23 protein-coding genes and 1 tRNA gene are annotated in these 24372 nt (G+C 47.8%); 12 read left to right on the top strand and 12 right to left on the bottom strand.

Annotated features, from left to right (window positions below; translation table 11 throughout):
• Window positions 1-239: 239 nt before the first annotated feature.
• A complete protein-coding gene (locus FRZ59_RS04080) occupies window positions 240-1004 on the bottom strand; it encodes a DeoR/GlpR family DNA-binding transcription regulator (RefSeq protein ID WP_132128048.1) in 765 nt (254 codons plus the stop codon).
• Window positions 1005-1133: 129 nt separating this feature from the next.
• On the opposite strand from FRZ59_RS04080, the gene FRZ59_RS04075 reads away from it, so the two are divergent.
• From FRZ59_RS04075 to FRZ59_RS04060, 4 genes are all read left to right on the top strand, one after another.
• On the top strand, window positions 1134-2771 hold the full coding sequence (locus tag FRZ59_RS04075) for a glycerol-3-phosphate dehydrogenase/oxidase (RefSeq protein ID WP_132128047.1): 1638 nt from the start codon (window positions 1134-1136) through the stop codon (window positions 2769-2771).
• A gap of 44 nt (window positions 2772-2815) precedes the next feature.
• Window positions 2816-3142, top strand: a complete 327-nt coding sequence (locus FRZ59_RS04070) for a hypothetical protein (RefSeq protein ID WP_132128046.1) — start codon at window positions 2816-2818, stop codon at window positions 3140-3142.
• Window positions 3143-3353: 211 nt separating this feature from the next.
• Window positions 3354-4175, top strand: a complete 822-nt coding sequence (locus FRZ59_RS04065; RefSeq protein ID WP_132128045.1) for an alpha/beta hydrolase — start codon at window positions 3354-3356, stop codon at window positions 4173-4175.
• A 7-nt stretch (window positions 4176-4182) separates the two neighbouring features.
• The gene (locus FRZ59_RS04060; RefSeq protein ID WP_132128044.1) at window positions 4183-5274 is read left to right on the top strand and encodes an adenylate/guanylate cyclase domain-containing protein; all 1092 of its coding nucleotides are present in this window, start codon (window positions 4183-4185) and stop codon (window positions 5272-5274) included.
• A gap of 9 nt (window positions 5275-5283) precedes the next feature.
• Here FRZ59_RS04060 and FRZ59_RS04055 read toward each other — a convergent pair whose 3' ends face one another.
• The gene (locus FRZ59_RS04055) at window positions 5284-5922 is read right to left on the bottom strand and encodes a response regulator (RefSeq protein ID WP_132128043.1); all 639 of its coding nucleotides are present in this window, start codon (window positions 5920-5922) and stop codon (window positions 5284-5286) included.
• Window positions 5909-7903 (bottom strand): tetratricopeptide repeat-containing sensor histidine kinase, encoded by a 1995-nt coding sequence (locus FRZ59_RS04050; RefSeq protein WP_132128042.1) that lies wholly within the window; start codon window positions 7901-7903, stop codon window positions 5909-5911. The genes FRZ59_RS04055 and FRZ59_RS04050 overlap by 14 nt, the downstream gene beginning before the upstream one ends.
• Window positions 7904-8019: 116 nt before the next feature.
• Between FRZ59_RS04050 and FRZ59_RS04045 the strand changes: the two genes are divergently transcribed.
• Window positions 8020-8985 (top strand): TolB family protein, encoded by a 966-nt coding sequence (locus FRZ59_RS04045; RefSeq protein ID WP_158640522.1) that lies wholly within the window; start codon window positions 8020-8022, stop codon window positions 8983-8985.
• Between the two features lie 52 nt (window positions 8986-9037).
• On the opposite strand, the gene FRZ59_RS04040 is transcribed toward FRZ59_RS04045, so the two are convergent.
• The 7 genes from FRZ59_RS04040 to FRZ59_RS04010 form a co-directional block, all read right to left on the bottom strand.
• Complete coding sequence (locus FRZ59_RS04040; RefSeq protein WP_132128040.1) at window positions 9038-9607, bottom strand: DUF4256 domain-containing protein; 570 nt, start codon at window positions 9605-9607, stop codon at window positions 9038-9040.
• Window positions 9608-9638: 31 nt separating this feature from the next.
• Window positions 9639-10217 (bottom strand): YdeI/OmpD-associated family protein, encoded by a 579-nt coding sequence (locus FRZ59_RS04035; protein ID WP_132128039.1) that lies wholly within the window; start codon window positions 10215-10217, stop codon window positions 9639-9641.
• 6 nt (window positions 10218-10223) lie between these two features.
• A complete protein-coding gene (locus FRZ59_RS04030; protein ID WP_132128038.1) occupies window positions 10224-10610 on the bottom strand; it encodes a DoxX family protein in 387 nt (128 codons plus the stop codon).
• A gap of 6 nt (window positions 10611-10616) precedes the next feature.
• Entirely contained in the window at window positions 10617-11084 is a 468-nt protein-coding gene (locus FRZ59_RS04025) for an SRPBCC family protein (RefSeq protein WP_132128037.1), read from the bottom strand.
• A gap of 5 nt (window positions 11085-11089) precedes the next feature.
• Window positions 11090-11413, bottom strand: a complete 324-nt coding sequence (locus FRZ59_RS04020; RefSeq protein WP_132128036.1) for an ArsR/SmtB family transcription factor — start codon at window positions 11411-11413, stop codon at window positions 11090-11092.
• Window positions 11414-11524: 111 nt separating this feature from the next.
• Window positions 11525-12091 (bottom strand): dihydrofolate reductase family protein, encoded by a 567-nt coding sequence (locus FRZ59_RS04015; RefSeq protein WP_132128035.1) that lies wholly within the window; start codon window positions 12089-12091, stop codon window positions 11525-11527.
• Window positions 12092-12286: 195 nt separating this feature from the next.
• A complete protein-coding gene (locus tag FRZ59_RS04010; RefSeq protein WP_132128034.1) occupies window positions 12287-13006 on the bottom strand; it encodes a hypothetical protein in 720 nt (239 codons plus the stop codon).
• A 123-nt stretch (window positions 13007-13129) separates the two neighbouring features.
• Between FRZ59_RS04010 and FRZ59_RS04005 the strand changes: the two genes are divergently transcribed.
• Entirely contained in the window at window positions 13130-13417 is a 288-nt protein-coding gene (locus FRZ59_RS04005; RefSeq protein ID WP_132128033.1) for a hypothetical protein, read from the top strand.
• A gap of 746 nt (window positions 13418-14163) precedes the next feature.
• Here FRZ59_RS04005 and FRZ59_RS04000 read toward each other — a convergent pair.
• Window positions 14164-14237, bottom strand: a tRNA-Pro gene (locus FRZ59_RS04000).
• 243 nt (window positions 14238-14480) lie between these two features.
• Between FRZ59_RS04000 and FRZ59_RS03995 the strand changes: the two genes are divergently transcribed.
• From FRZ59_RS03995 to FRZ59_RS03970, 6 genes are all read left to right on the top strand, one after another.
• Window positions 14481-17867, top strand: coding sequence for a coiled-coil domain-containing protein (locus FRZ59_RS03995; protein ID WP_132128032.1), 3387 nt, complete (start codon window positions 14481-14483; stop codon window positions 17865-17867).
• A 2-nt stretch (window positions 17868-17869) separates the two neighbouring features.
• Window positions 17870-18256: an ATP-binding protein gene (locus FRZ59_RS03990; RefSeq protein WP_132128031.1), complete on the top strand. Its 387-nt coding sequence runs from the start codon at window positions 17870-17872 to the stop codon at window positions 18254-18256.
• Window positions 18253-18693: an rRNA maturation RNase YbeY gene (ybeY, locus tag FRZ59_RS03985; RefSeq protein WP_132128030.1), complete on the top strand. Its 441-nt coding sequence runs from the start codon at window positions 18253-18255 to the stop codon at window positions 18691-18693. Before FRZ59_RS03990 ends, ybeY begins: the two co-directional genes overlap by 4 nt.
• A complete protein-coding gene (locus tag FRZ59_RS03980; RefSeq protein ID WP_132128029.1) occupies window positions 18690-19358 on the top strand; it encodes an NAD-dependent epimerase/dehydratase family protein in 669 nt (222 codons plus the stop codon). Before ybeY ends, FRZ59_RS03980 begins: the two co-directional genes overlap by 4 nt.
• A gap of 565 nt (window positions 19359-19923) precedes the next feature.
• Window positions 19924-21786 (top strand): tRNA uridine-5-carboxymethylaminomethyl(34) synthesis enzyme MnmG, encoded by a 1863-nt coding sequence (mnmG, locus tag FRZ59_RS03975; RefSeq protein ID WP_132128028.1) that lies wholly within the window; start codon window positions 19924-19926, stop codon window positions 21784-21786.
• Window positions 21787-21929: 143 nt separating this feature from the next.
• Window positions 21930-23819 (top strand): Ig-like domain-containing protein, encoded by a 1890-nt coding sequence (locus FRZ59_RS03970; RefSeq protein ID WP_132128027.1) that lies wholly within the window; start codon window positions 21930-21932, stop codon window positions 23817-23819.
• A gap of 40 nt (window positions 23820-23859) precedes the next feature.
• Here the strand turns inward: FRZ59_RS03970 and FRZ59_RS03965 are convergent, their stop codons facing one another.
• Window positions 23860-24369 (bottom strand): gamma carbonic anhydrase family protein, encoded by a 510-nt coding sequence (locus FRZ59_RS03965; RefSeq protein WP_132128026.1) that lies wholly within the window; start codon window positions 24367-24369, stop codon window positions 23860-23862.
• Between the last annotated feature and the right edge of the window lie 3 nt (window positions 24370-24372).

Genomic DNA, 24372 nt, shown 5'->3' with positions numbered 1-24372 from the left:
CTAAAAAGGTAAATTGATTTCACACAAAAGCTTTTCATTTCGAAATTACTATTTTTTCGGCAAAGAAAAAATAAATCGAAATAAAAGGAAAACTCTTTGCAGGCCACACATGTAGCTTCGCGGCAGGGGAAGTGCTAAAAGAAAGAAACAGGAGGCGTTAACCGCCGGAAGGCAGTCTTATTATACGGGGGTAGATATGCGGGATTGCAGCACAAAATGCTGCTTCGGTCAAAAAAATTTTACACGATTGTTACTTTAACACCCATACTTTCAAGGGCGCGGGCGGTATGGTCGGAGATACCTGTGTCCGTAATGACCTGGTCGATTTCTTCCAGGGCGCATATTTTCCCGAAACCCCTTTTGCCGAATTTGGTAGAATCGGCAAGGACGACGGTCTTCTGGGAATTGGCAATCATTTGCCGGTTCAGGTGCGCTTCCATGGAATTGGTGGTAGTAAGGCCGAATTCCAGGTCAATTCCGTCTACACCAAGGAAAAAAGTACTGCAAAAGAAATCGTTCAGGATATGTTCTGAATAAGGTCCTACTACGGAAGAAGAGCTTTTTCGCAGCACTCCGCCGAGCTGCAGGATCTCGATATCCTTATGCCTTAGCAGTTCCAGGGCAACATTGAGGGCGGAAGTGATTACGGTAAGGCTTTCACGGGGCTGCAGGCTTTTGGCCAGGGCAAGCACGGTGGTGCCGGAAGCGATCACAATGGAATCATTTGGCTGTATTAGTTTGGCCGCAGCAGCGCCAATGCGCATTTTTTCAGCTGACTGGAGTTTTTCCTTCTCATTTACAGGCCGATCGGTCATATAAGGATTATTTACCGTTGCGCCGCCATGTGTCCGGAAAAGCAGGTTCTTGTCTTCAAGGAGCTTGAGGTCTTTGCGGATAGTTACGGAGGATACATCCAGGGCCTTGCACAGGTCAAGTACATTAACATACCCTTCCTTTTGCACCTTATTTATTATAAATTGGTGTCTTTCGGTAATATTGATCATGTTCAAATGTAAACATTCTGCCCATTTGGGAAAAATCCTTCGGAGGGATTCCTGCGTTTACTTTTTATTATTTTCTTTTATTACGTATACTTGCGTACGGTTTCGTTTTACCTTAACCGCATTGATACGATGGAGATAACCAGCGAAAAAACACTATTCAGCAGAGATAGCTGTCTAAAAAAAGCAAAGGAAATACCCCAGTGGGATGTTATCGTGATCGGAGGCGGGGCCACCGGCCTGGGCGTAGCGCTGGATGCAGCGAACAGGGGATTTTCAACGCTCCTGCTGGAACAGTCTGACTTCGCCAAAGGTACTTCCAGCCGCAGCACTAAACTGGTACATGGCGGAGTCAGATACCTGGCACAAGGAGATATACAGCTCGTTCGCGAAGCGCTTCATGAAAGGGGAGTATTGCTCAGGAACGCTCCTCACCTGGTAAAAAAACAGGCTTTCATCATCCCTTGCTATACCTGGTGGGACCAGTTTAAGTACCTGACCGGGCTTAAATTGTATGACTGGTTGTCGGGAAGAAGCAGTTTTGGTTCATCCCGGCGAATGAATGGCGCCGGCGTAAGCCAGGCCTTGCCCGGAGTCCGGTCCGCTGGGCTGAAGGGAGGCATTAAATATTTTGACGGGCAGTTTGACGACAGCAGACTGGCCATTAACCTTGCCCAGACCTGTGTGGAAGAAGGCGGTGTGCTGCTCAATTACTTCCGGGTAACAGGCCTTTTGAAAAACCAGCAGGGGAAACTCTCGGGAGTAACGGCGCGGGACGAAGAGGATGGCATAGAATATAACTTCAAGGCGAAAGCCGTAATAAATGCCACCGGCGTTTTTGTTGACCAGATACTCCGGCTGGATACCCCTTCCGCGCGCCCGCTGGTAAGGCCGAGCCAGGGAATACATGTGGTTCTGGATAAATCTTTCCTCCGGGGTGAAGATGCCCTGATGATCCCTCAAACCAAAGACGGCCGCGTGCTGTTTGCCGTGCCCTGGCATGAATTCACCCTGGTAGGTACTACCGACACCCCCTTAACTTCCGCCAGCCTGGAGCCGGAAGCGCTGGAGCAGGAGATTGATTTTGTGCTGCAGACCGCCGGCAACTACCTGGAACGGAAACCTTCCCGGGCAGATATGCTGAGCGTTTTTGCAGGCTTGCGCCCTCTGGCGGCCCCTGAAAAGGATACCGGCAGCACCAAGGAAATATCCAGGAGCCACAAACTCATTGTAAGCGGAACGGGCCTGATCACCATAACCGGCGGCAAGTGGACCACCTACCGGCAGATGGCGGAAGAAACCGTTAATAAGGCCATAGAAACAGCAAGTTTAGAAAAAGCGCCCTGCACGACAACCTCATTAAAAATCCACGGCTACCTTTCCCCCGGTGAACAGGCCGCTTCCGGCGCTGAGAACGAGGAAGCTTCTCTATCCATATACGGAAGCGATGCCGCCCTGATCCATAAGTTAAGCCGCGAAAAGCCCGGTACTGCCGAAAAGCTGCATTCGAACTTCCCTTATATCAAGGCGCAGGTTACCTGGGCAGTAAGGCATGAAATGGCCCGGACGGTAGAAGATATCCTGGCCCGCCGCATCCGCGTTCTTTTCCTGGATGCAAAGGCGGCTATTGATATGGCGCCTGAAGTATCCAGGCTCATGGCGGAGGAATTGCAAAAGGATGCTGAATGGGAGAAAGCGCAGGTGGAGACCTTTACTTCAATGGCAATCCGGTATTTACCTGGTTCCCACCATGGCAAGGTTTTGGCATAATTACCAGTAGACACGTTCTAATGGTTTAACCAAAATTTAACGTCATGAAAAAGCCATTTCTTTATTCGGTATTTCCCATAGCCCTTTTCGCGGCTTTCGGGATTTTTAGCGCCACTACCCCCGGGGCTGCTCCGGAAGTCAATTTTAGCGGGGTACTGACAGACACGCTGCCGGGCGACACGATCGACGATCCCGTCCCCGCAGACACGATGGGCTTTCCCGGCGACGAGCCTACAGAGGACACAAGTGCTTACCCAACTGAGGACTTTTTTCCCGCAGATACAACAGAGGATGAACAGCCCGTAGATACTGCAGGAGCAGGTGAAGGCTTTGATCCGATGCCCGTCGACACGAATGGATTTAATCCTTAATCCTTCTCATAACGCCTGGTGACGCGTCTGGTGCAATCCCCCGGCGCGTCACTTAAGGCTAAATGAGCTACTCTCCCGCATTAAATTGCAGACATTCCCCCTTCTGAATTTAGCCTCCCAGTCTCCTTTCTTCACTCCTATGTACCCTCTTTTTCCAGGCGAGATCCTTTTTGGAAAAGCCATTAACCTCAAATATTCCTATATTTAGTTCATGAGAAGCGCCCTTTTACAGCTATTCCTTCTAGCCTGGCTATCTACCGCCGTTACGGCCGCAAGTGTAGATACTGTGGAAACTTACAGCAATTCGATGAAAAAGGTCATCAAGGCGGTAGTCATTACCCCGGACAGCTATAACGATACGGAAGAAGTCCCCGTGCTTTATTTACTGCATGGCTACAGCGGGAATTACGCGGATTGGGTCAAGAGGGACAGCAAGCTGACGGACTATGCCGACCAATATAATATACTGATTGTCTGCCCTGACGGCGGCTACGGCAGCTGGTATTTAGACAGCCCGGCCGATGAAAGTTTTCGTTATGAAACCTATGTTTCCCGGGAGCTGATAAAATGGGTAGACGGGAAGTACAACACCATTGAAAGTCCGGCAGGCAGGGCTGTCACCGGCCTGAGCATGGGAGGGCATGGCGCTCTTTACCTGGCTTTCCGTCACCAGGACGTATTCGGCGCCGCCGGCAGTATGAGCGGGGGAGTAGATATCCGCCCCTTTCCTGAAAACTGGGAACTCAGCAAACGCCTTGGGGATTATGCCCGGTTCCCCGAACGCTGGAATGAAAATACTGTGGTGAACCTGCTTCACATGCTAAAGCCCGGCAGCCTGGCGCTTATTATCGACTGCGGAACGGACGATTTCTTTTACGATGTTAACCTGAAGCTGCACAAGGACCTGGAATACCGGAATATTCCCCATGATTTCATAAGCAGGCCTGGCAGCCATAACTGGGACTACTGGAGGAATGCAATAAAATATCAACTGGTATTTTTTCATGACTTTTTCCAGAAGGGCATAGAATGAAATATCCTTGAAAACGGCCACACAACTCAAGCTGAAGCAACTTGCGATAATTATCGGATGCTGGCTGTTATTGGGTTTTGTTATATCGGTCTACGATCACCTGCTTTTGCACAGCAGCTACTCCCTTGGTCCTGCTGAAGATTATTCCTTCCTGCTTTCCGTGGCCAGAAACATGGGCGGCGGCCTTATAGGCGGGTTATTGGGCGGAAGCCTGCTCGTGTTTTTTGTCAACGAAAAGTACCAGGATAAACCCTACGGTTATACGATTATTTCGGTAAGCGTCTCCTTCCTTTTTATCATCGCTTTTATTGCGGTGATCATGGGTCTTTTCCTGGTGCCCGGGCAAACGGGAAAACCGGCCTTTGACCCGGCATCACAGCAAGCCCTGATCCGCTTCCTGACCGACAGCACACCTCTAAAGGCAGCCCTGGTCTGGTCTTTTATCGTAGCCGGGACGCAGCTGCTGCTGCAGGTAAATAAAAAGTTCGGGTACGGAACCTTCTGGAACATTATCCGGGGAAAATATAATACGCCGAAAGAGGAGGAAAGGATCTTTATGTTCCTGGATATCAATTCGTCCACCAGCATTGCCGAACGCCTTGGTGATAAAGCCTACCACGCCCTGCTCAAGGACTTTTTTGCCGATATTACCAATCCCATTCTGAATAACGAAGGGCATATTTACCAATATGCGGGCGATGAAGTGATTATCTCCTGGAAATACCGCGAAGGCGTAGAAGCTTCGCATTGCGTCCGGTGCTTTTTTGATATGAAACTTCATATTCAGGAGCAACGGGAAAAATACCTGCGCCGGTATGGCCTGGTTCCTGCTTTTAAAGCCGGCATCCATTCGGGAAAAGTCGTAGCCGGCGAGGTGGGAATCATTAAAAGGGACATCACCTATTCCGGGGACGTCCTGAATACGGCCGCAAGAATACGAAATATGTGCAAGGAATTTAACGTGGAACTTATTGCCTCTGCCAGCCTGCTGGACACCGTGCGTTTAGGCGAACACCTGGCAGTGAAGCCCCTTGGTTCCATTAAACTGCGCGGCAAAGAAAAATCCGTGTTACTCAGCACCGTAGGGCCGGCAGTGTAGCAGCGCCCGTTAAAGGAACTGTTGCTGAATGGCCGATGAAATAAGCCCGGCGACATTTTTTACTTCGAATTTCTGCAGCAGGTTCCTCCGGTGCGTTTCCACGGTAAGCGGGCTCAGGAAAAGTTCTTTCGCCATTTGTGCGCTGGTTTTCCCTTCGCCGAGCAGCTTCAGGATCTGCTTTTCTCTTTTTGTAAGCTGCGGGCGGGCTCTGAACGTGGCAGGGCCAGGCCGGGCAATAATTTCCTTCACTTCCCTGCTGAACGCAATTTCCCCGTTCATGGCGTCAGAGATGCAGGAAATGATTTCTTCTTCCGGAGAATTTTTAAGCAGGTAACCGCTTGCGCCGTTTTGAAGGGTTTGCATGATAATACTGCGTTCGGCATGGTTGCTTAGTACAAGTATGCGGGTTTCCGGGGATGTTTTCCGGATTTCCAGGCAAAGGTCTATGCCGTTAACATCGGGCAGGATAATGTCAAGAAGAACGATATGCACTTCCTTCCTTTTCAAAAAATCCATAAAGCCGGCGCCCGTGGTAAAACTACCGGCAAGCTCCGTGTTTTCCATGCTTTCAAGCAGCGTTTTTAATCCCTGGATAACGATGGGATGGTCTTCTACGACGGCCAGCTGTACTTTTTTATCCTGTGACATTTAATTCGATGTTTAGGGCCGTTCCTTCGTTGGCTGCGGAAATGATCTCCAGCTTCCCGTCAAGGTAGGCTACCCTGTTTTTAATATTGTCCAGGCCCAGCCCGGTTTTCCGCCCGTTGGCGCTGCCGTTCATGCCTTTGCCGTTATCTTCTACCGTAATGTAGAATCTTCCCTTGTTCTGGCTGCATTGCACTAATATATCAGAGGCTTCGGCATGGCGGAGGGCGTTGGCCAGCGCTTCCTGCACAATCCGGTAAATGGTCACCTGTGAAGTAAGAGGCAGGGATCTTTCAATATTGAAGGCTTCGAAATTGATCCGCAGATCGCCGGTAATTACCGATTCGCATAACTCCCGCAAGGCTGCTTCCAGGCCGAACTTGAGCAGGGCTTCAGGCATCAGGTTGCGGGCAATTTGCCGGAGTTCCTTTATGGAATTATCCAGCTGACCGGTAATATGAGCGAGCCGGGAATCCTGCTGCGGGATGGCTTTATGGGCCGCCCAGGAAGAAAGGTTAAGTTTTACGCCAGCAAGGAGGCCCCCAAGTCCGTCATGCAGGTCTTTTGCCACTCTTTTGCGCTCTCTTTCTTCCCCTTCCAGCATGGCATTGGCGAATGTCAGCTGCTGGTGCTGCTCCATTTCCTTTAATTGCTGCCTGTAATTGATTTCTTTCTGTACGGCGAGCTTTTTACTGTTCCGGTAATAGAAGATCGCAAAAGCAGCCACGGCCAGCGAAAACACGAAAGCAGATCCCAGCAGCCAGTTTCCCAGGCGGTTATTTCTTGCCGAAAGGACCGCCTTCTCCTTTTCGGATTGAAGCAGGACTATTTTCTTCTGGTTTTCGGCGTTTTGATATTTTGCTTCCAGCTCGTTGATATCTCTTTTGAACTTACTTTCATGAAGGCTGTCGCTTAGTTCATTGTATTTTTTCAGCCAGCGGTGCGCCTGGGCCATATCTCCCAGGCGGGCATAGGTTTGAGAGAGTTCGGAGTAGATCATTTTCCTGTTCCCGGTCCGGGACATGACTTCGCGCTGTTCCAGAATAGTCATCAGGATGGCTGCGGCGCTTTTATATTTTCCCTGGGCCGTCAGGGTTTTATATTTCTGAAAGGCTAATTCCTGCAGGCTATACGCCTGATCCAGCTCCTTTGCCAAAGCTATGCCCTTGTCAAAACTCTTTAACGCTTTCTGATAGTCCGCAATGCGGCTATAATACATGCCCTCACCGGTATAATATTCCAGGAACAACGCGGATCCGGGATAAGGTTCCAGCAAATCCAGGGCATTATCCAGCATGGTTTTAGCCTCCGGGTACTTTTCGAGGAAAATATAATTTTTCGCCCCCAGCAAATAGGTCTGAGCCAGGGCCGTCTTATTCGCAAGATCCGTTTTCAGATGGCTAATGGCTTTTCCATAGTACGCTTCCGCCTTCGCATATTGCTCCAGGTTCATAAAAACCAGGCCCACATCCTGGTAACAGGAACCGATATAGGTGGTGTCGCCGGCCTTCTGCGCCAGGGGGATGGTTTTTGTTAACAGGATATCCGCGAAGGCCTTGTTGTCATCTTTCAATTGCTGCTGCAGCCCATAATTTCGCCAGGCTTTCGCCCTGAAATGGTACGCTTCTTTCATGGGAAAGCGGCTCAATAAAGAATCCGCCTTCCGGTAAGCGCTTTCGCTGGAAGGCACATCATGATCAAAATAATAACCGGCCTCATAAAACCAAGCCAGCGCCTGAAGGTAGGGGTACTTTTCGCTTAACTTCCTGCCTTGTTCCAGGTATTTCTTCGCCCTCAGGCTGTCGGTATAGGACCAATAGTCGGAAAGCAGAAAGCTCGCACGTGCTTTGACGCTATCCGGGCCCGCCCGGCTCAACACATGCTGCAGACTGTCCAGGTATTTTTGCTTGTCCAGGGGCACCTGCGCCGCTGCATATACCGGCAGCCCGGCGAGGAAACACAGCAGATGAAGGAAGCGGATCATACAGCAATATTAAAAAAACTACCTGTAAACCAGTAGAAAAAAACCTTGTTTCCGCGTATTGTTCTTTTTATTGCTGGCAGATAATTTGCTGCCTGAGCAGATAAACAACAATGATCATGAATATATACTTAGTACTGATCGCAGCCCTGCTGGGCGTTTCCTGCAGCAAAGGCGAAGATCCGCTTCCCGCAACCGGGATACAAGCCGGTAGTTTATATTATTCGGCAGCCGATGAACTGATGCGTTTTGATTTTAAAACCAAGCAGGAAACCCTTGTCTTTTCCGGCGGAAGTAGTTATACAATATCCGCCGCGCAAGAAAAATTCGCCTGGTATAAAAATGATTTCGCCGAACAAACGACGCGCGTGCAGGTCCATGATCTTGAGGCGCCTTCCGGTTACGAATCCATCATTATTTCCGCTACACTGGAAAGCACTCCGGAATTCGCCCCGGGCGAAGAGCTGCTCGGCGCCCTGGCGGAATCGCTTGATGAGCCCGACCTGCGTAAGGACCTTGTGCTTTTTAATTACCATGGCGCGATCATCGGCCGCGTTCCCCATGTAAAAGATTTCTCCTTCTCTCCGAACGGGAAGGACCTCCTCATTTCGGCGGAAGCGCTGAACCCCGGGAACGAGGTGGAAGGATATGCCCTGGCTTTAATAAAGAATTACCGCAGCGATGATCAGCAAAGCATCACGATCCGGGAATTCCCCGATTATAGCCAGCTCCCCGCAGACATTTCTATTTCGCCGGATGCAAGCCATGTCGCATATACCCATCTTGACCATCTCTATACCCTTGAATTAATAGAGGAGGCCGCTCCCCGGCAGATCACGGCATCGAAATTCATGGAAGTAGATGCTTGCTGGAGCCCGGATGGTAAATACCTTGGCTTTATCGCCAATGTCTCAGGGACTACTGATTGCGGCGAAATAAGAATAGTCCTTTCTCAGCCCGCGGAACCGGTGCCCGTGCCTGATGAAGCCTGGGAAAACGCTCCGGCCGACCCCCTGCAGCCCGTGGATAACAATGGGAAAGTGATCCATTCCTGCGGATCGGAAAGGATATATTGGGTTCCGTGATGATTTGATGGTCAGCGGCGGCCGCAGATACTCTGCAACCGCTTCTGTAAATTCAGACCCTCAGCGCGCCGCGGAATCCCCTGGCGCCGTAATAAGAGTCTGCACCGTTGTGGTACACGAAAACTTTGCCGTAACGGCGATCGCAAAAAAGGGCGCCGCCAAGCTTTCTGACGTCTGCGGGTGTTTGCACCCAGCTGGAGGTTTTCATGTCGAAATTTCCCAGCTGCTGCAGATCTCTGTACTGTTCTTCGGTTAAAAGTTCGATGCCCATTGCCGCTGCCATATCCATGACGCTGTTTTCCGGCTTATGCGCTTTCCTTGACTCCAGCGCTTCGCGGTCATAACAAATGCTTCTGCGGCCTTTGGGGCTTTCCGGCGAACAATCGTAAAAAATATATTCGCTGGTCTTTTTATCATGTCCAATAACATCCGGTTCGCCGCCGCTGCTTTCCATTTCGTTGAGTGACCAGAGCTTTTCGGCCTTAGCTTCCAGCCTTTTTTGTACATCTGCCCATTCAATGCCTTTATGCCGGTTCTGGTTTCTTTCAAAACGGGCCTTTAATATGCTGAATAATTCTTCGCGTTGTTCCTTTGGCAACGCCTTATTTTTGCTATTGCTCATACTTTTATATTATTTTTTGAATGCCGGCCAGTTAATCGTTTAATCCCTTTCCATTCAGGATTTGCTGCGTATATTTTTCAACCCTGGACGCCCGCGTACCGGATTGCTTGGGTGCGGAAAAATAGAAAATGTAGGCTCTTTGCCGTCCCGGCGTCAATGCTTTGAAAGCTGTTTTCAAGGCGGGAATTTCGTCTAATTTCCTTTGGAACTCATCAGGAATAGGGAAATCCGCCGTTCTTTTTAAATTGACTTTCAGGCCGGCTTTCTCCACTTCAATAGCTTCATTGATATATGCCTTAAGGATGGAGGCCATTTCCGCTATTTCCCGGGCATTAGTGAACCTGATCTGCCGGGCTGCCTGCACATTTTCCGTTTGCTGGATCAGTATGCCATTTGCATCTTTTAACAGGGCGCCCTTGAAAAACAACAGCGCACAATATTCTTTAAACCCATGTATTAAAACGACATTTTTCTTCTGAAACGTATAGCAGGGGCAACCCCACTTCAATTCTTCGGTCAACTGGCAGTCAAGAGCGATGCTTCTCAATCTTCCGAAGGCTTCCTGCCACTTTCCAGCTTTGAGGAAATAAAAGTCAACTTTAGGGTTCATTTTTTTCTATTTATCCGTAAACGGAACCACCTTTTTACTCGCCGGCCTGAAATACCAGGATATCATCGTCAGTACCAGCAATAGCAGGGGAGGAGCTATTTCACCCATGGGATTGCCTGAAGCGATGTGTGAAAATATAGCTCCCGACATGGCAAAGAAAAAACCGGCATACGTCCATTCTTTCAGTAAAGCAAATTTAGGAATAAACAATACGATCACTCCTAGAATTTTCCAGATACCGAGCATGGTCAGAATATACGCAGGATAGCCCAGCTCTGCAATAGCGGCCGCTTCCTCTTCTACCCTGAGTAACTGCACAATACCGGTTGAAAGCATTCCCAATGCCAGCCAGGCAGTAGCAATCCAGTAGATGACTTTATTTCTCTTTTTCATGATGTGTTATTTTAGTTTGCTTACGACTTTTTGCAATTGGTTATGGGCCATGTTTATGCCCTGAGCAAAGGGCAGCTGGAGCATTTGGTCCCGGAGCGCAACCGATTTGTAGACAATTTGGATTGTGAGCTTGCTGGTATCATCGCTGAGCTTTTCAAATTCCAGGAACTCCAGCTGAACGGGAAAAGGTGTATTCTCCATTTCAAACGTCCTCGTGATCTTCTGGTTCGGGCTGAATTCGTGTATTACCCCGTTAGCGCGGAACACCACGTCTCCCTGGGCGTTGGTTGTTTCAAATTGCCAGCCGCCATGCTTCTTATTTTCGAGTTTCAGCACCTTCGTCCCCATCCATTGTTCTACAATGTCCGGTTCTATATAAGCCCTGAAAAGTAATTCCAATGGCAGGTCAAACTCCCTGGTTATTACTAATTCCTGTTTGCCGTCTTCGGCATTGATCTTCGTTTTTCGTTCCATCTTTTTTATGCTTTTGATTTGTAGTTCTTCATAATGGTTTCCAATTTATTGAACCTGTCGTCCCACAGCTTGCGGAACGGTTCAATAAAGTTTGCGATTTCCATAAGATTTTTGGGGTTTAAATGATAGTATATTTCCCGGCCATTCTGCTCCGGTTCCAGTAATTCGCACTCGATAAGAATTTGCAGGTGTTTGGAAACCGTTGGCCTGGCGGTATTAAAATTCGCCGCGATTGCACCCGCCGTCATGGATTGTGAGGCGACTAACAGCAGTATCGCCCTTCTTGTGGGGTCTGCTATGGCTTGAAAAACGTCTCGTCTTAAATTCATCGCGTAGTTATTTGGCTACAAATAAACGTGTAGTTATTTAGCTACGCAAATTTTTTTTAAAATTTTTTGGGTGAGGAACGACCGTTCTGCTTCGTTTCTGGCAATACCGTGTTAGCGGTTCGTTATTTTTTCCGATGTCGGTTCATAATAAAGAAGGACCGCACCACCGCTAAACGTTTTGGTGTTTATGAGTTTAAGCCTGATTTTTTCGCTGATGTTTTTAAATAACGGCAAACCGCTTCCTGCGATAACAGGGTGAATGCAAAGTTGATATTCGTCTATTAAATTAAGTTTCGTCAAAGCTACAATCAAGCTCGGACTGCACACAAAAACGTCTTTACCCGATTGTTGCCTAAGTTCCCAAACTTCTTTCTCAAGGTCCTGGCTTGCTAATTTCGCGCTTTTCCAGTCTACATTTTTCAGCGTGCGGGAAAAAACAATCTTCGGGGTGTTGTCTATTGCGACTGCAAAGTCGTCCATTGCCTTATCGCCTGTGGGGTTTTCCAGAACGGTTCGCCAAAACTCCATAAGCTGGTAGGTTATCCTGCCATATAAAGCAGTATCAGCGCTTCTCAACAGGTCAGCGTAATGTTGATGTATTTCTTCGTCCGGGACACCCGAGGTATGGTCACAAAACCCGTCAAGCGTCATATTCATTGCTGCAATTATTTTTTTCATATTTTTTTTTGTCAGTCTGTTTCGTGGGTTATCTTACGATGACCGCTAACCCGTAAAGTACTATTTTAGGAAAAAATATGTGAATTGCTATAAACCAGGGCGTAAAATCGGATACTCATTTTTGCAGAGTGCCCTTGCAAAAATGTTATGCTATTGAAGAATCTACACCTGTGGCTTTTGATTGAAATCGCTATGTTACTTTGAGCCGCGGTTGTCCAGCAATTTGGCGTAATCAATTTTTTCAAACTGGAATTCCATCTGCCTTTGTTTATCGCAGTAATTGACAATGAGATCGAAGTTGGATGCGTGTGCTGCCGGTATGAAAAGTCGATAGAAATGGTAAAAACCGTCTTGAGAAGTATACTCAAATATGGCCATTTTTGTCTCAGGATCGATAATATGAATGGTTATGTGATTGAATACCGACGGAAGGTGATCAAACGGGTTTAACAATTCGAGTGTGTACCTGGTGTCCGAAATTTTTTTAACCGACTTCATCGGCCAAGGACCAGGACCTTCCATCCCCCATGAAATATATTCCCGGCTTTTGATCATCGTTCGGGAACATTGCCCGTCGGACGGGTCGTACAGGTAGTATTTGTCTTTGTACTTGTACAAGGGGAGCCAGTTTTGGGGAAGGTCGAATGTTTCGCGTTTGACAAAGCTGCCGGGGGCTTCCCGTTCGACTAAAGCTTTCTGGCTGCGGTAATTCCTGCGATCCCATTCTTCAAACGAAAAATCTATCGCCCGTTTGTAGGTTTCTGATTTTTTGTCCTTCTCAATATAAATCGCATGATAATACCATTCGGTAACCTTTCTGAAGATGAATATGGTATCATTCGAGGGCAGCGTCGGGCTAGCCTTCGCGATTGGAAAAGCACCGGCAAGAAGGAGGATGATGGTTATCTGTTTCATCGCCAAACTACTTGGCCGCAGCGGTTCGCTGTTTACCGCAGGCGGGGGGTTAGGTAAGAATAAAGTTAGCATTTTTTTACTAGCTTTAACTATCATCAGAGGCTAAAAACCAGCAAAAAGGACATGAAACGCATTATTGAAAAGTATTCGGAGAAGCCTAAAAACCTTTTTGGGCTCCTTTTTTGGAATTTGTTATTTGCATATTCTCCCTTGGCTATTTTAATTGGGATGCTTTCTCTATTTGAAATAACCCCGGTTAACTTCAATGACCAGGAGCTTTATGGAATAAAAGGATTAGTGGTTTCGTTACTCTTCATCCCTTTTGTTGCTGGGATATTGGCAGCGCTGGTCTGGTTATATTACAGCATTGGCAATTGGATCATGAGGCTCCTGGGAGGACTTTTTAGGTGATGCTTCGCCAACTATGCCATTCGTGTCCGATTCCGGCGAAAGGGCGCAGGAAGGTACTTCGCCATAACATCTGGATCTGCGGTGAACTTGATCAAAATTCTCCTCTCAATTATACCTTGAAGGACTGGGATTTTCATCTCAACATATTTCTATTTCATTTCAACAGTCGAACGGAGCTGTGTTAACACATTATTCGCTTCCTCAAACAATCCTAGCCAGACCGAGGTTTCAGCTCCTATGAAATGAACGGTATGAAATATATTTTTTCATATACAAATTGTGAGTTTTAAACTCGCAAACAAGCTATAAAAGCGAACATAGGCAAAATTGGGAAAGCGCATTTATAGCGCATTCTTTCATATCCTAAAAGTGAGCTTAAAGTAATAATCAGACTACATGGCGGTATGGTCAACCCGTCTGAAACACAAACCGTATCGGCAGAGGAGGAGAAAAAGAGGAGTATGGAAAGTTGCATTAACTTCTTTCGGCTTAGTAAGCACTATTAAAATCGCACAAATCTATCCGAAATATGCCTAAAAAACCGGTGGCCGGATTAGCTTCGCAAGCCGCCGGCCATGCGGCCGGCTCCCCTTGCTTCGCTGATCCGGAGTTGGGGGGAGACTAAATGAAACAAAGCCTGCCATGCCCCATGGCTGTTTTTGCATCCTCCGCTTTTGCCCAAGCAAGCTTGTTCAAAAGCTCCAAACGCAAAAATCCCGGCTTTCGCCGGGACTTTGTTTCGTTTGTCGGGGTGGCCGGATTTGAACCGACGACCTCCAGCACCCCATGCTGGCGCGATACCGGGCTACGCTACACCCCGTTTTCTTCTGAGGGGCCTCTGCGCTTCTTTGCGGGGGCAATGGAAGCGGGCAGCGGGGAATTTGCTGCCGGGGCCTGAGTCCTTGAAGGGTTGCAAAAATACAAGCTTTTTACGATTGCAGGAAATTTCTTGCTCGAGAATCTCAAATTTCCAACTATTTCTCAGTAATTTCGTTGTGGGAATAGGGATAAGGGTTTATTCTGCCTGGCTGCTTTCTCCAATTGTTTCCCGCCGGATCGTGCTATGCTGGGAAAGACAAGGAAAGCGGAGGAGGTATCGGGCATTAACGTACTTATAATGAGCGGGGCTGAAAGTAATTACCGTCTGCTGATTGGCAAGCTGGATGAATTCATCCGGAGATATTATCAGAACCTGCTGATAAGAGGGCTGATCTTTACTGCTGCCATTGTGCTTTCGGGCTATTTCCTGCTCAGTATGCTGGAGTATTTCAGTTATCTCGGGGTGCAGGTGAAGACCTTGCTTTTTTTTCTGTTCCTGGGCATTTCCATTGCAAGTTTTATTTGGCTGATCGTGGTTCCGTTGCTTGCTTATTTCAGGCTGGGGAAGGTAATTGACCATAAAACGGCCGCGGAGATAATCGGAAAACATTTTTCCGGCGTAAAGGATAAATTGCTAAATACGCTGCAGCTCCAGGAAATGGCTGGCAGGGCGGAGGGGAGCCGGGAGCTGATCCTGGCAAGTATTGATCAAAAGATCATAGATTTACGGCCCATCCCCTTTACGGCGGCGGTAAACCTGCGCGAAAACCGGAAATTTGCAAAATTCGCCCTTGTGCCGGCGGCAGTCATTGTCGTAATGGTATTCGCGGCGCCGCATATTCTGAAAGACGGCACTTATCGCCTGGTTCATTATGACCGCTTCTTTGAAAAACCTGCTCCTTTTAATTTCATTCTTCTCAATGATAAGCTAAGGGCCACCCGGAACGAGGATTTTACTGTCAGGCTGAAGCTGGAAGGGGAAGCCTTGCCGAATGAAGTTTTTCTTGAGGACGAAAACGGCTTTCGGTACAAGCTGGAGAAGGAAAACAATGTTTCTTTTGAATATGCGTTCCGGAACCTGCAAAAAAGCCGGACGTTCAGGTTTTACGCCGGGGGCTTCTATTCGAAGGAATACGGATTGGAGGTACTGGCTAATCCCGCTTTAATGAGCTTCGACGTAAATCTGACCTATCCTTCCTATCTGGGCAGGAAGGCTGAAACGCTTAAGAATACGGGGGAGTTACTGGTCCCCGAAGGAACCCGGATCCGCTGGGATTTCCGTTCGGAGAATACGGACCTTTTGCTTTTTATTTTAAACGGGAAGCCGGACACCGCGTCCCGGAAGGAGCAGGGGCGCTTCGAGTACCGTTTGATGGCAAAGGAGCCGGCGAATTATGCATTGCAGCCCCAGAGTTCTCAGGTAAAGGAAGCTGATTCCGTCAGCTTTTCCATTAAAGTGGTTCGCGATCTTTATCCCGTTATCAGCGTGCAGGAGCGGGCGGATTCGCTCAGCGACAGGCGTCTTTACTACATCGGAGAAGTGAAAGATGATCATGGCTTAACCCATCTTAGTTTTAACTACACCCGGATGATCAAGGGGGAAGAAATAACCTCATCCATTCCCATTGCGCTGAAAAAAGGGGGTACGGCGGAACAGTTCTTCTATTACCTGAACACTTCCGATCTTAATATAAAGCCCGGTGAAAGTGTTTCCTACTATTTCGAAGTAAGGGATAACGATGGGGTGAACGGCCCGAAATCTGCCCGGACCGCGCGCATGATGCTGAATGTCCCCTCCAGGGAAGAGCAGGCCGCTGAAGTGGAAGAGAGCCGTTCGGAAGTAAAATCAAAGCTTTCGGAAGCGGCAGGGAAGGCGGCAAGGCTCCAGGAGAACACGAAAAAGCTGAATGAGCTGCTGATTCAGAAGCAGTCCCTGAGTTTCGAGGAAAAGAACCAGGTCAGGGATCTGATCAAACAGCAAAAGGAACTCGAAGAATTCCTGGAACAGATACGGAAAGAAAAGCAGGAAGCGGATCTGAAACGGTCGGAGCTATCACCGTCCGAAAACGAGGCGCTCCGGGAAAAGCAGGAGCAGATCCAGGAACTTTTCGATAAGGTACTGGATGAGGAAACAAAGAAGCTCATAGAAGAGCTTGAAAAGCTGCTGGAACAGAATAACAAGAACCTGACAAGAGAACAGCTGCAGAACCTTCAGCTTGATAATAAAACGCTTGAAAAGGAACTGGACCGGCTGCTAGAATTATATAAACAACTGGAGTTTGACCAGCTTCTGCAGGAAAATACTGACCGGCTGCAGGAATTGGCCGAAAGACAGGAGCGCCTGGCTGAAAAAGCAAAGGAAGAAGCGAAAGATGAAAAGTCGGCTGTGCAGGAAAGCCTGGAGCAACAGCAGGAGATTAATAAGGATTTCGGGCAGATCGAAGAGCAGCTGAAGAAACTGGAGAAAAAGAACCAGGAACTTGAAAACGGCGGCAATTTCCAGTCCCCGGAAAAGGAGCAGCAGGAAATACAAGAGGAATTGGACAAAAGCCTGGAGCAGCTGCAGAAGAACGAACCGGAAAAGGCTGCAGAACCGCAGAAAAAGGCAGCGGGACAAATGCAGCGCCTCGCGGCTAAAATGCAGGAAATGCGTCAGCAGATGGCTGGAATGCAGCAAACGATCAATCTCCAGGCGCTTCGGCAGATCCTTGATAACCTGCTGAAGGTCTCCTTTGACCAGGAAGCGCTGATGAAGGACATGAGATCCGTGAACCCGAACGACCCGCTTTTCCTGGATCTGGCCCGGAAACAAAGAAATCTGAAAGACGACATTACCCTGGTTCGGGACAGCATTTATGCCCTCAGCAAGCGCGTACCGCAACTCTCTTCTTTTGTCAATAAGGAAACGGAAAAGATCAACGACCATCTTGGAACCGCTTTAAGCAAGCTTTCTGACAGGAAAGTTCCGGAAGTGCTTGCCGAGCAGCAATTCGTCATGACTTCAGTGAATAATTTAGCAGTAATGCTGAGCGAGGTCTTCGAGCAGCTGCAGCAGCAAATGAATAATGCCGGGTCAGGACAAGGGGAAAAGCCATCCCAGGGGCTTGCACAGCTTAATAAAATGCAGGATGAACTAAACAGGCGGCTGCAGCAATTGAAACAGGGACTTAAGCCTGGTGAGCGCGTCCCGCGGGAAAAAAGTGAAGAGCTGGCGCGTCTCGCACGCGAGCAGCAAGCGATTCGGAATTCCCTGCAGAAGCTGAACCAGGAACTGAACAAAGACGGGCAGGGCAAACTGGGGAACCTTGACGAGGTGGCCAGGGAAATGGAAAAAACCGAAACGGAACTTTACAATAAAAGGATCACCGGAGAGATGATCCAGCGGCAGAAAGAAATAATGACCCGCCTCCTTGACGCGGAAAAAGCAGAACGGGAGCGTGATACGGAAGATAAACGGGAATCCAAACAGGGAAAGCAATTTACGCCAGATTTCAGCAAAGTACTGGAAGAATACAATAAACAAAAAGAGAAACAACTGGAATTAATTCAAACCCTGCCTCCCGAGGTATCCTCTTTCTACAGGGAAAAGATCAGTGAATATTTCCGGCAGCTAAAGGAAGGGGGCGAATAAGAATGACGATCGCTTCAAACCCTGAGAGCATCTTGCTGGTAGACGCCTTACTTGAAAAAATAAAAAAGGAATACTCCCTGGACCAAAAATTGTTTTCTTCCATATTAGTTACTGTAAATGAGGCAGTTACAAATGCAATCAAGCATGGGAACCTAAACGATCCTTCCAAAAAAGTGACGGTAGCGTTTAGAAGATCATCCTCCGGCGCTTTCATTTTTACCATTACCGACGAAGGGAATGGATTCAATTGGCAGCAGGCAGAAGCAGGCATTTCCAAAGGCGGGCAAAATGAAGAAGGAGGAAGGGGCCTGCTTATTATGGAAAAACTGGCCGACAAATACTCGTTTAATAAAAAAGGGAATAGCGTGGCATTACATTTCATAGCGTGAGCGTACAAAAAATACATTTTTTCACCGAAGACATCGTCTTCCGGCTGAAAGGCAAAAAGAAACTGCGGGAATGGCTAAAGGGAGCTGCTCTTAATGAAAGACATAGCATAACAGAGCTTTGTTTTATATTTTGCTCTGATGCTTACCTCCTGGAGATTAACCGCAGCTATCTCGATCATGATACCCTCACCGACATTATTACCTTCGATAATTCTACGCTCCCAGGCAGCCTGGCTGGGGACATTTATATAAGCGTAGAACGCATTCGGGAAAACGCTGAAAAATTCTCTGTAAGTGAAAACGAGGAGCTGCTCCGCGTAATGATCCACGGCCTGCTTCATCTCTGCGGCTATAAAGACAAAGAAAAGGGGCAAAAGGCACTCATGCGGGAAAAAGAAGATATATATATTGGTATCTATAAAACACAAGCTATATGAGTACGGTACTTCTAACCGGCGCAACCGGGCTTGTTGGGCGTATTTGCCTGGACCTTCTGCTTCAGGACCCCTATTTCAAGGAAGTGAGAGTCATTTCCCGCCGGCCCCTTTATCATGAAGACCCGAAGTTAAAGGAATTCATTACTGATTTTAATAACCTTGAAAGCCTTGCTGGCGAATTTGAGGCGGAAATTGTTATTTGTTGCCTTGGAAGTACCATTAAAGATGCCGGCTCCCGGGAGCAATTCATGAAAATCGACCACGATTATCCCGTGCAAATAGCACAAATAGCACACAGGAAAGGCAGCCGGCATTTTATGGTCATTTCTTCAATAGGGGCGAGCAAGAGTTCGCTCTTCTTCTATAGCAGGGTAAAAGGCATGATGGAAGATAACGTCAAAATGCTTCCATATGAAAGCATCAGCATTTTTCAACCTTCCCTGATTGATGGCGAAAGAAAAGAAGTCAGGGTAATGGAACAGCTGTCCTTAAAAATGAGTCGCCCCCTGGGTAAGCTGCTCCAAGGGTCCCTAAAAAAATATCGGCCAATAGCGGCGCAGGATATCGCCCGGGCTATTATCCATGCAGCCAAAAATAACCTTCCCGGAATCCACTATTATACGGGAGACAAAATTAAAGATTGTTCGGACAGGTATTCTCTTTAATGTTCCACGTGGAACAGGAAAGATTCGAATGGCGTAAGTTCCCATCTAGGCTTCATACGTTCAAAAGCTCAGCGGTTTGAAGGAATTAAGAACCAGCACTTCCTGCTATATGATTTTCCATATAAGTTTCAGCGGTAATGAGCCAAATTGATCTAAGCGTTGATCGTTAATTCTAAGCGGTTATCATCAACATAGATGATGATATAATGTTCCTCTGCAGCCCTGAGGATATCCCTAAACCACCATCTGCCATTCAATCTAACCCAGAAACATCGAAACCGCGCTAACGCCCGCAGAACAGGGAAGCGCTTCAATCCCAATTGCCTGATTATTTGTACCTTTGCGTCCTGCAAATGCAGATTTTGGGTCCGCGGAATAAGCAGATATAACGATCAGGGCTCTCGTAATATGTCTCAGCTACATTGGATGCATCTCAATAACGTAGAATGCAGCGTTGTAGGCACCTTAGACATCAATAGTCTACGAGGCCGCCTTGAGCGTCGTTAACCAGGGCCCAGCAGTTCAGAAAAAATGTTCCACGTGGAACAAAAAAAGATAATGAAGAATGTTTTCGGAATATGATGTTATAGTAGTGGGAGGAGGGCATGCTGGCTGCGAAGCTGCTGCTGCTGCAGCGAATATGGGTTCCAGCGTTTTGCTGATCACCATGAACATGCAAACCATCGCACAAATGTCCTGCAATCCCGCGATGGGTGGGGTTGCAAAAGGTCAAATAGTACGTGAAATAGACGCGCTAGGTGGATATTCCGGTATAGTGACGGACAAAAGTACCCTCCAGTTTCGGATGCTAAACCGTTCGAAAGGCCCGGCCATGTGGAGTCCCCGCGCACAAAATGACCGCATGCAGTTTGCGGCTCAATGGCGCTTAATGCTGGAGCAAACCCCCAACGTGGATTTATGGCAGGACATGGTACAAAACATCCTGGTAGAAGATAATCGCGTGATAGGGGTGCGAACTTCGCTGGGGGTGGAAATACGAAGCAAAGCGGTGGTGCTAACCAATGGAACCTTTTTGAATGGAATCATACACATTGGGCAAAAGCGCTTTGGGGGAGGCCGCACAGGAGAAAAGGCGGCAACTGGCCTGACAGAGCAGCTGGTAAGCCTGGGCTTTGAGTCTGGCAGGATGAAAACCGGCACACCGCCCAGGATTGACGGCCGCAGCCTTGATTACAGCCAACTGGAGGAACAGCAGGGGGACGAGGACAGACGCGGCTTTTCTTTCACAGATGTGCTGCTTCCTGAAAAACAGTTAAGCTGTCATGTCGCCTATACAAGCGCGAAAGTTCATGACATTCTGAAAGAGGGCTTTGAAGATTCCCCGATGTTTGCAGGCAGAATAAAAGGCCTTGGCCCCCGGTATTGCCCTTCTATAGAAGATAAGATCAATCGTTTTGCGGATAAAGACCGGCATCAGCTCTTTATAGAACCGGAAGGATGGAATACCGTAGAGATTTACTTGAATGGCTTTTCCACCTCACTACCGGAAAACGTACAATATAAAGCGCTGACTGCTATTCCGGGCTTCGAGAACGTGAAAATGTTCAGGCCAGGCTACGCGATTGAATACGACTATTTTCCGCCGATGCAGCTTCATCTGAGCCTTGAAACTAAGCTACTTGCTAACCTCTTTTTCGCAGGGCAGATAAACGGCACCACGGGATATGAAGAAGCGGCTTGTCAGGGCCTGCTGGCCGGCATTAATGCGCACCGAAAGAGCAGGGGAGAAGAAGAACTCATTCTGAAGAGATCTGAATCCTATATTGGCGTATTAATAGATGATCTGGTCACGAAGGGGACTGAAGAACCTTACCGCATGTTCACCTCCCGAGCGGAACACCGTTTATTACTTCGCCAGGATAACGCGGACGTACGGCTGTCCGGGATCGGGCACCAATTAGGCCTGATAAGTGAAGAAAGAATGGAAAAGGTCCGGAAAAAAGTGCGCGATACGGACTTTCTGGTGGACTATATGAGAAAGCATGCCATCGATCCAACCGCGGTTAACGGGCTTCTTGAATCCAAAGGAACTTCACCTGTTAAGCAATCCGCCAGGATATTCAACTTGCTAACCCGCCCTCAAATCGACCTGAATGATCTGCTCCAGGTTGACCGGGCGTTCATGGAAACAGCAATGGGGTATGATCGCGAAACATTGGAGCAGGCGGAAATTCAGGTAAAATATGAGAGCTACTTCAGTAAAGAAGAAGAGATGGTACAGCGGATGAAGAAAATGGAAGAACACGAAATTAATCCGGATTTTGATTATACACAGCTTTCCTCCCTTTCGAAAGAAGCAAGAGAAAAACTCGGACGGGTTAAACCGCGCACGCTGGGGCAAGCCTCCCGGATTTCCGGTGTTTCTCCTTCCGATATCTCAGTTTTATTGGTCCATATGGGAAGATAAGGATCTAACTAATTAATTTTCAGAATATTACGTTCAAAATTTGAAGCACGCAAAATGACCTTAATAAAAGCCGCTGAGGCCCTTATTTTTGTTTTCGAGTAATACGGATCCGTAAAAAGATTAAATCGCTTAAATCGCCTTAAATGGACCTTAAAATAAAAAGACGTTTTTCCGGGCTGTTAGTCAGTGCTATTTCGTTGCTTACCTGGTCCTGTGCGGTCCAGCAGACACCCACCGGAGGGGAGAAAGATATCGAGCCGCCAAAACTCGTGTCGGTTTACCCGCCGAACGAAACCCTGAACTTTAAGGCAGAAGAAATCCAGATCCTTTTCAACGAATACGTTCAGCTGAAAAATGCTTTCCAGGAGATAACCATTTCGCCTGATCCGGAAACCAGGCCGGAATTCCGGACGAAGAAAACAGCCATCATAGTTAAGTTCACGGATACGCTTGAAGAAAATACAACCTACCAAATTAATTTCGGAAAGGCCATTGGAGATATGAACGAAGGGAATCCTTTTCCGAACTTCAAATATGTATTCTCTACCGGAAACCAAATTGACTCCCTGCGCATCCGCGGATCAGTAGGAATCTATTCGATGGGAAAACACGATCCTAAGTCAACTGGCCTTTCAGAAGTGCTTGTTCTTATTCATAAAGAACAGGACAGTATTCCCAACCAGGATAGCCTTATCATGAAAAAGAAACCGGGCTATTATACCTATGCCGATTCATCCGGGAACTTTGAGATCACAAACCTTAAAGAAGGCACCTATCGCCTGTATGCAATCAAAGAAGAAAACGACTCCAGGATTTATGACGAAAGTGATGAGCTTCTTGCTTTTTTACCCGAGCCGCTGGCATTAAGCAGCGATACGCTTCTGCCCAGGGTCTACCTTGCTACAATGCAGCAGGAAGACCTTCAGATCCTGAATGACAGGAACCAGGATGCCAGGCTTACCTTGCTTTTGAATAAAAAAACGGATAGCCTTAGCCTGGAAGTCCTGTCACCGGAAAATTTTAAGGGAAAATTATTAATGGAAGAAGATATGGCCACCGACTCTGTGGTACTCTGGCTTCCCACTCCTGCATACGACTCGGTTAAGCTGGCCGTAGGGGAAAATAACCGTTATATTGACACTATTCTATTCCGAAACTTCTCCACGAAGGAAAAACTGGAATCTTTCGGCGTTACCGATAATATTATACAGAATACGCTGCCCCCGGGCGAGGATCCGGAACTGACCTTTTCCAGGCCGGTAAACCTTGAGGGTCCGGGACGGATAGAACTTCAGGAGGACTCGGTTATCCTTCAACCAACAGCATTTTCCCTCAGGCGCCTTTCTCTTCGGAAATATGCTGTTGAATACAACTGGAAACCAAGAAGCGCATACCAGATAACCATCGGAGCCGGGTATCTGACAGATATGTATGGATTCGGAAATAACGCGTATCAGAGACAATTCATCGCCGATTCCCTGGAAAATTATGGAAATATAACTGTATCCTATACACTTTCCGATTCCCTTCCCGCAGATACTATCCAATACCTGGTCCAGCTTTTAGATGCGGATAATAGAATTATTAAATCCGACACGATAACGTCTCCCGAAGAGATCACCTACAGCACGCTCCGACCGGCGAAATACATAATGCGGATCATTTACGACAGAAACAAAAACGGCCGATGGGACGGCACCAATCTTTTCGAAAAAATTCCACCTGAAAAAATACTCACTTTTGATCCGGATGAAACCCTGAGAGCGAACTGGGACCAGGAATATACAATTGCCATACCGTCAGAGTACGCCGAAGAATTCCCACAATCACCTCCAACCGAATCGCCGGAAACACCGGAAGCAAAGCCCGCAGACACCGAATCGCCGGAGACCCTCCCGGAAACGGACGAACAGGAGCAACCCGCTGATCCGCCAACTCATCCGGATACTTCCCCGGAAGACGGTTCCACCGGCCAAACGCCCGAAAGTCCGGAACCGGATAAAAATCCCGAGCCACATCAACAAATCCGTTAAATTAAAGAAAGGGAACCGCCGGAAACAGCCGCTTCTCAGCCTATTTAAACCAGGAAGCGTAAAGCTGGTAGCGGCCAGGCAATTCATCCAGCAGCTTTCGCTGATCCTCGCTTATCGCTTTGATCTTACGGGCTGGGGTGCCGGCATAAATATATCCGGATTCACAAACGGCATTTTCAAGAACAACGGCTCCGGCCGCAATTATGCAGTATTCCTCAATCACGGCATGATCCATTACGATGGCGCCCATGCCTATAAGGACATGATCGCGGAGCGTGCAGCCATGCACAATGGCCCGGTGTCCGATGTTCACGTTATTACCAATATGAGTAGCCGCCTGCTGATAGGTGCAATGAATAACCGCACCGTCCTGTACATTGGTATTATCACCTATCCGTATATGATTCACGTCGCCACGGACTACCGCATTGAACCAAAAACTGCAATTATCTCCGGCAATTACTTCTCCGGCAAGCGTCGCATTTTCGGCGATAAAGCAGTTTTTCCCTAAGCGCGGGCTAATTCCTTTCACAGGGAGTATCAGTGCCATAGT

It is taken from the genome of Anseongella ginsenosidimutans (assembly GCF_008033235.1).
Lineage (GTDB): Bacteria > Bacteroidota > Bacteroidia > Sphingobacteriales > Sphingobacteriaceae > Anseongella > Anseongella ginsenosidimutans.
This window is presented reverse-complemented; position numbering and strand designations above follow the sequence as displayed.

Coding starts and splice junctions, on each gene's coding strand:
- FRZ59_RS04080 (WP_132128048.1), bottom strand. CDS start 1,004: ATGATCAATATTACCGAAAGACACCAATTTATAATAAATAAGGTGCAA.
- FRZ59_RS04075 (WP_132128047.1), top strand. CDS start 1,134: ATGGAGATAACCAGCGAAAAAACACTATTCAGCAGAGATAGCTGTCTA.
- FRZ59_RS04070 (WP_132128046.1), top strand. CDS start 2,816: ATGAAAAAGCCATTTCTTTATTCGGTATTTCCCATAGCCCTTTTCGCG.
- FRZ59_RS04065 (WP_132128045.1), top strand. CDS start 3,354: ATGAGAAGCGCCCTTTTACAGCTATTCCTTCTAGCCTGGCTATCTACC.
- FRZ59_RS04055 (WP_132128043.1), bottom strand. CDS start 5,922: ATGTCACAGGATAAAAAAGTACAGCTGGCCGTCGTAGAAGACCATCCC.
- FRZ59_RS04050 (WP_132128042.1), bottom strand. CDS start 7,903: ATGATCCGCTTCCTTCATCTGCTGTGTTTCCTCGCCGGGCTGCCGGTA.
- FRZ59_RS04045 (WP_158640522.1), top strand. CDS start 8,020: ATGAATATATACTTAGTACTGATCGCAGCCCTGCTGGGCGTTTCCTGC.
- FRZ59_RS04040 (WP_132128040.1), bottom strand. CDS start 9,607: ATGAGCAATAGCAAAAATAAGGCGTTGCCAAAGGAACAACGCGAAGAA.
- FRZ59_RS04035 (WP_132128039.1), bottom strand. CDS start 10,217: ATGAACCCTAAAGTTGACTTTTATTTCCTCAAAGCTGGAAAGTGGCAG.
- FRZ59_RS04030 (WP_132128038.1), bottom strand. CDS start 10,610: ATGAAAAAGAGAAATAAAGTCATCTACTGGATTGCTACTGCCTGGCTG.
- FRZ59_RS04025 (WP_132128037.1), bottom strand. CDS start 11,084: ATGGAACGAAAAACGAAGATCAATGCCGAAGACGGCAAACAGGAATTA.
- FRZ59_RS04020 (WP_132128036.1), bottom strand. CDS start 11,413: ATGAATTTAAGACGAGACGTTTTTCAAGCCATAGCAGACCCCACAAGA.
- FRZ59_RS04015 (WP_132128035.1), bottom strand. CDS start 12,091: ATGAAAAAAATAATTGCAGCAATGAATATGACGCTTGACGGGTTTTGT.
- FRZ59_RS04010 (WP_132128034.1), bottom strand. CDS start 13,006: ATGAAACAGATAACCATCATCCTCCTTCTTGCCGGTGCTTTTCCAATC.
- FRZ59_RS04005 (WP_132128033.1), top strand. CDS start 13,130: ATGAAACGCATTATTGAAAAGTATTCGGAGAAGCCTAAAAACCTTTTT.
- FRZ59_RS03995 (WP_132128032.1), top strand. CDS start 14,481: ATGCTGGGAAAGACAAGGAAAGCGGAGGAGGTATCGGGCATTAACGTA.
- FRZ59_RS03990 (WP_132128031.1), top strand. CDS start 17,870: ATGACGATCGCTTCAAACCCTGAGAGCATCTTGCTGGTAGACGCCTTA.
- FRZ59_RS03980 (WP_132128029.1), top strand. CDS start 18,690: ATGAGTACGGTACTTCTAACCGGCGCAACCGGGCTTGTTGGGCGTATT.
- mnmG (WP_132128028.1), top strand. CDS start 19,924: ATGTTTTCGGAATATGATGTTATAGTAGTGGGAGGAGGGCATGCTGGC.
- FRZ59_RS03970 (WP_132128027.1), top strand. CDS start 21,930: ATGGACCTTAAAATAAAAAGACGTTTTTCCGGGCTGTTAGTCAGTGCT.
- FRZ59_RS03965 (WP_132128026.1), bottom strand. CDS start 24,369: ATGGCACTGATACTCCCTGTGAAAGGAATTAGCCCGCGCTTAGGGAAA.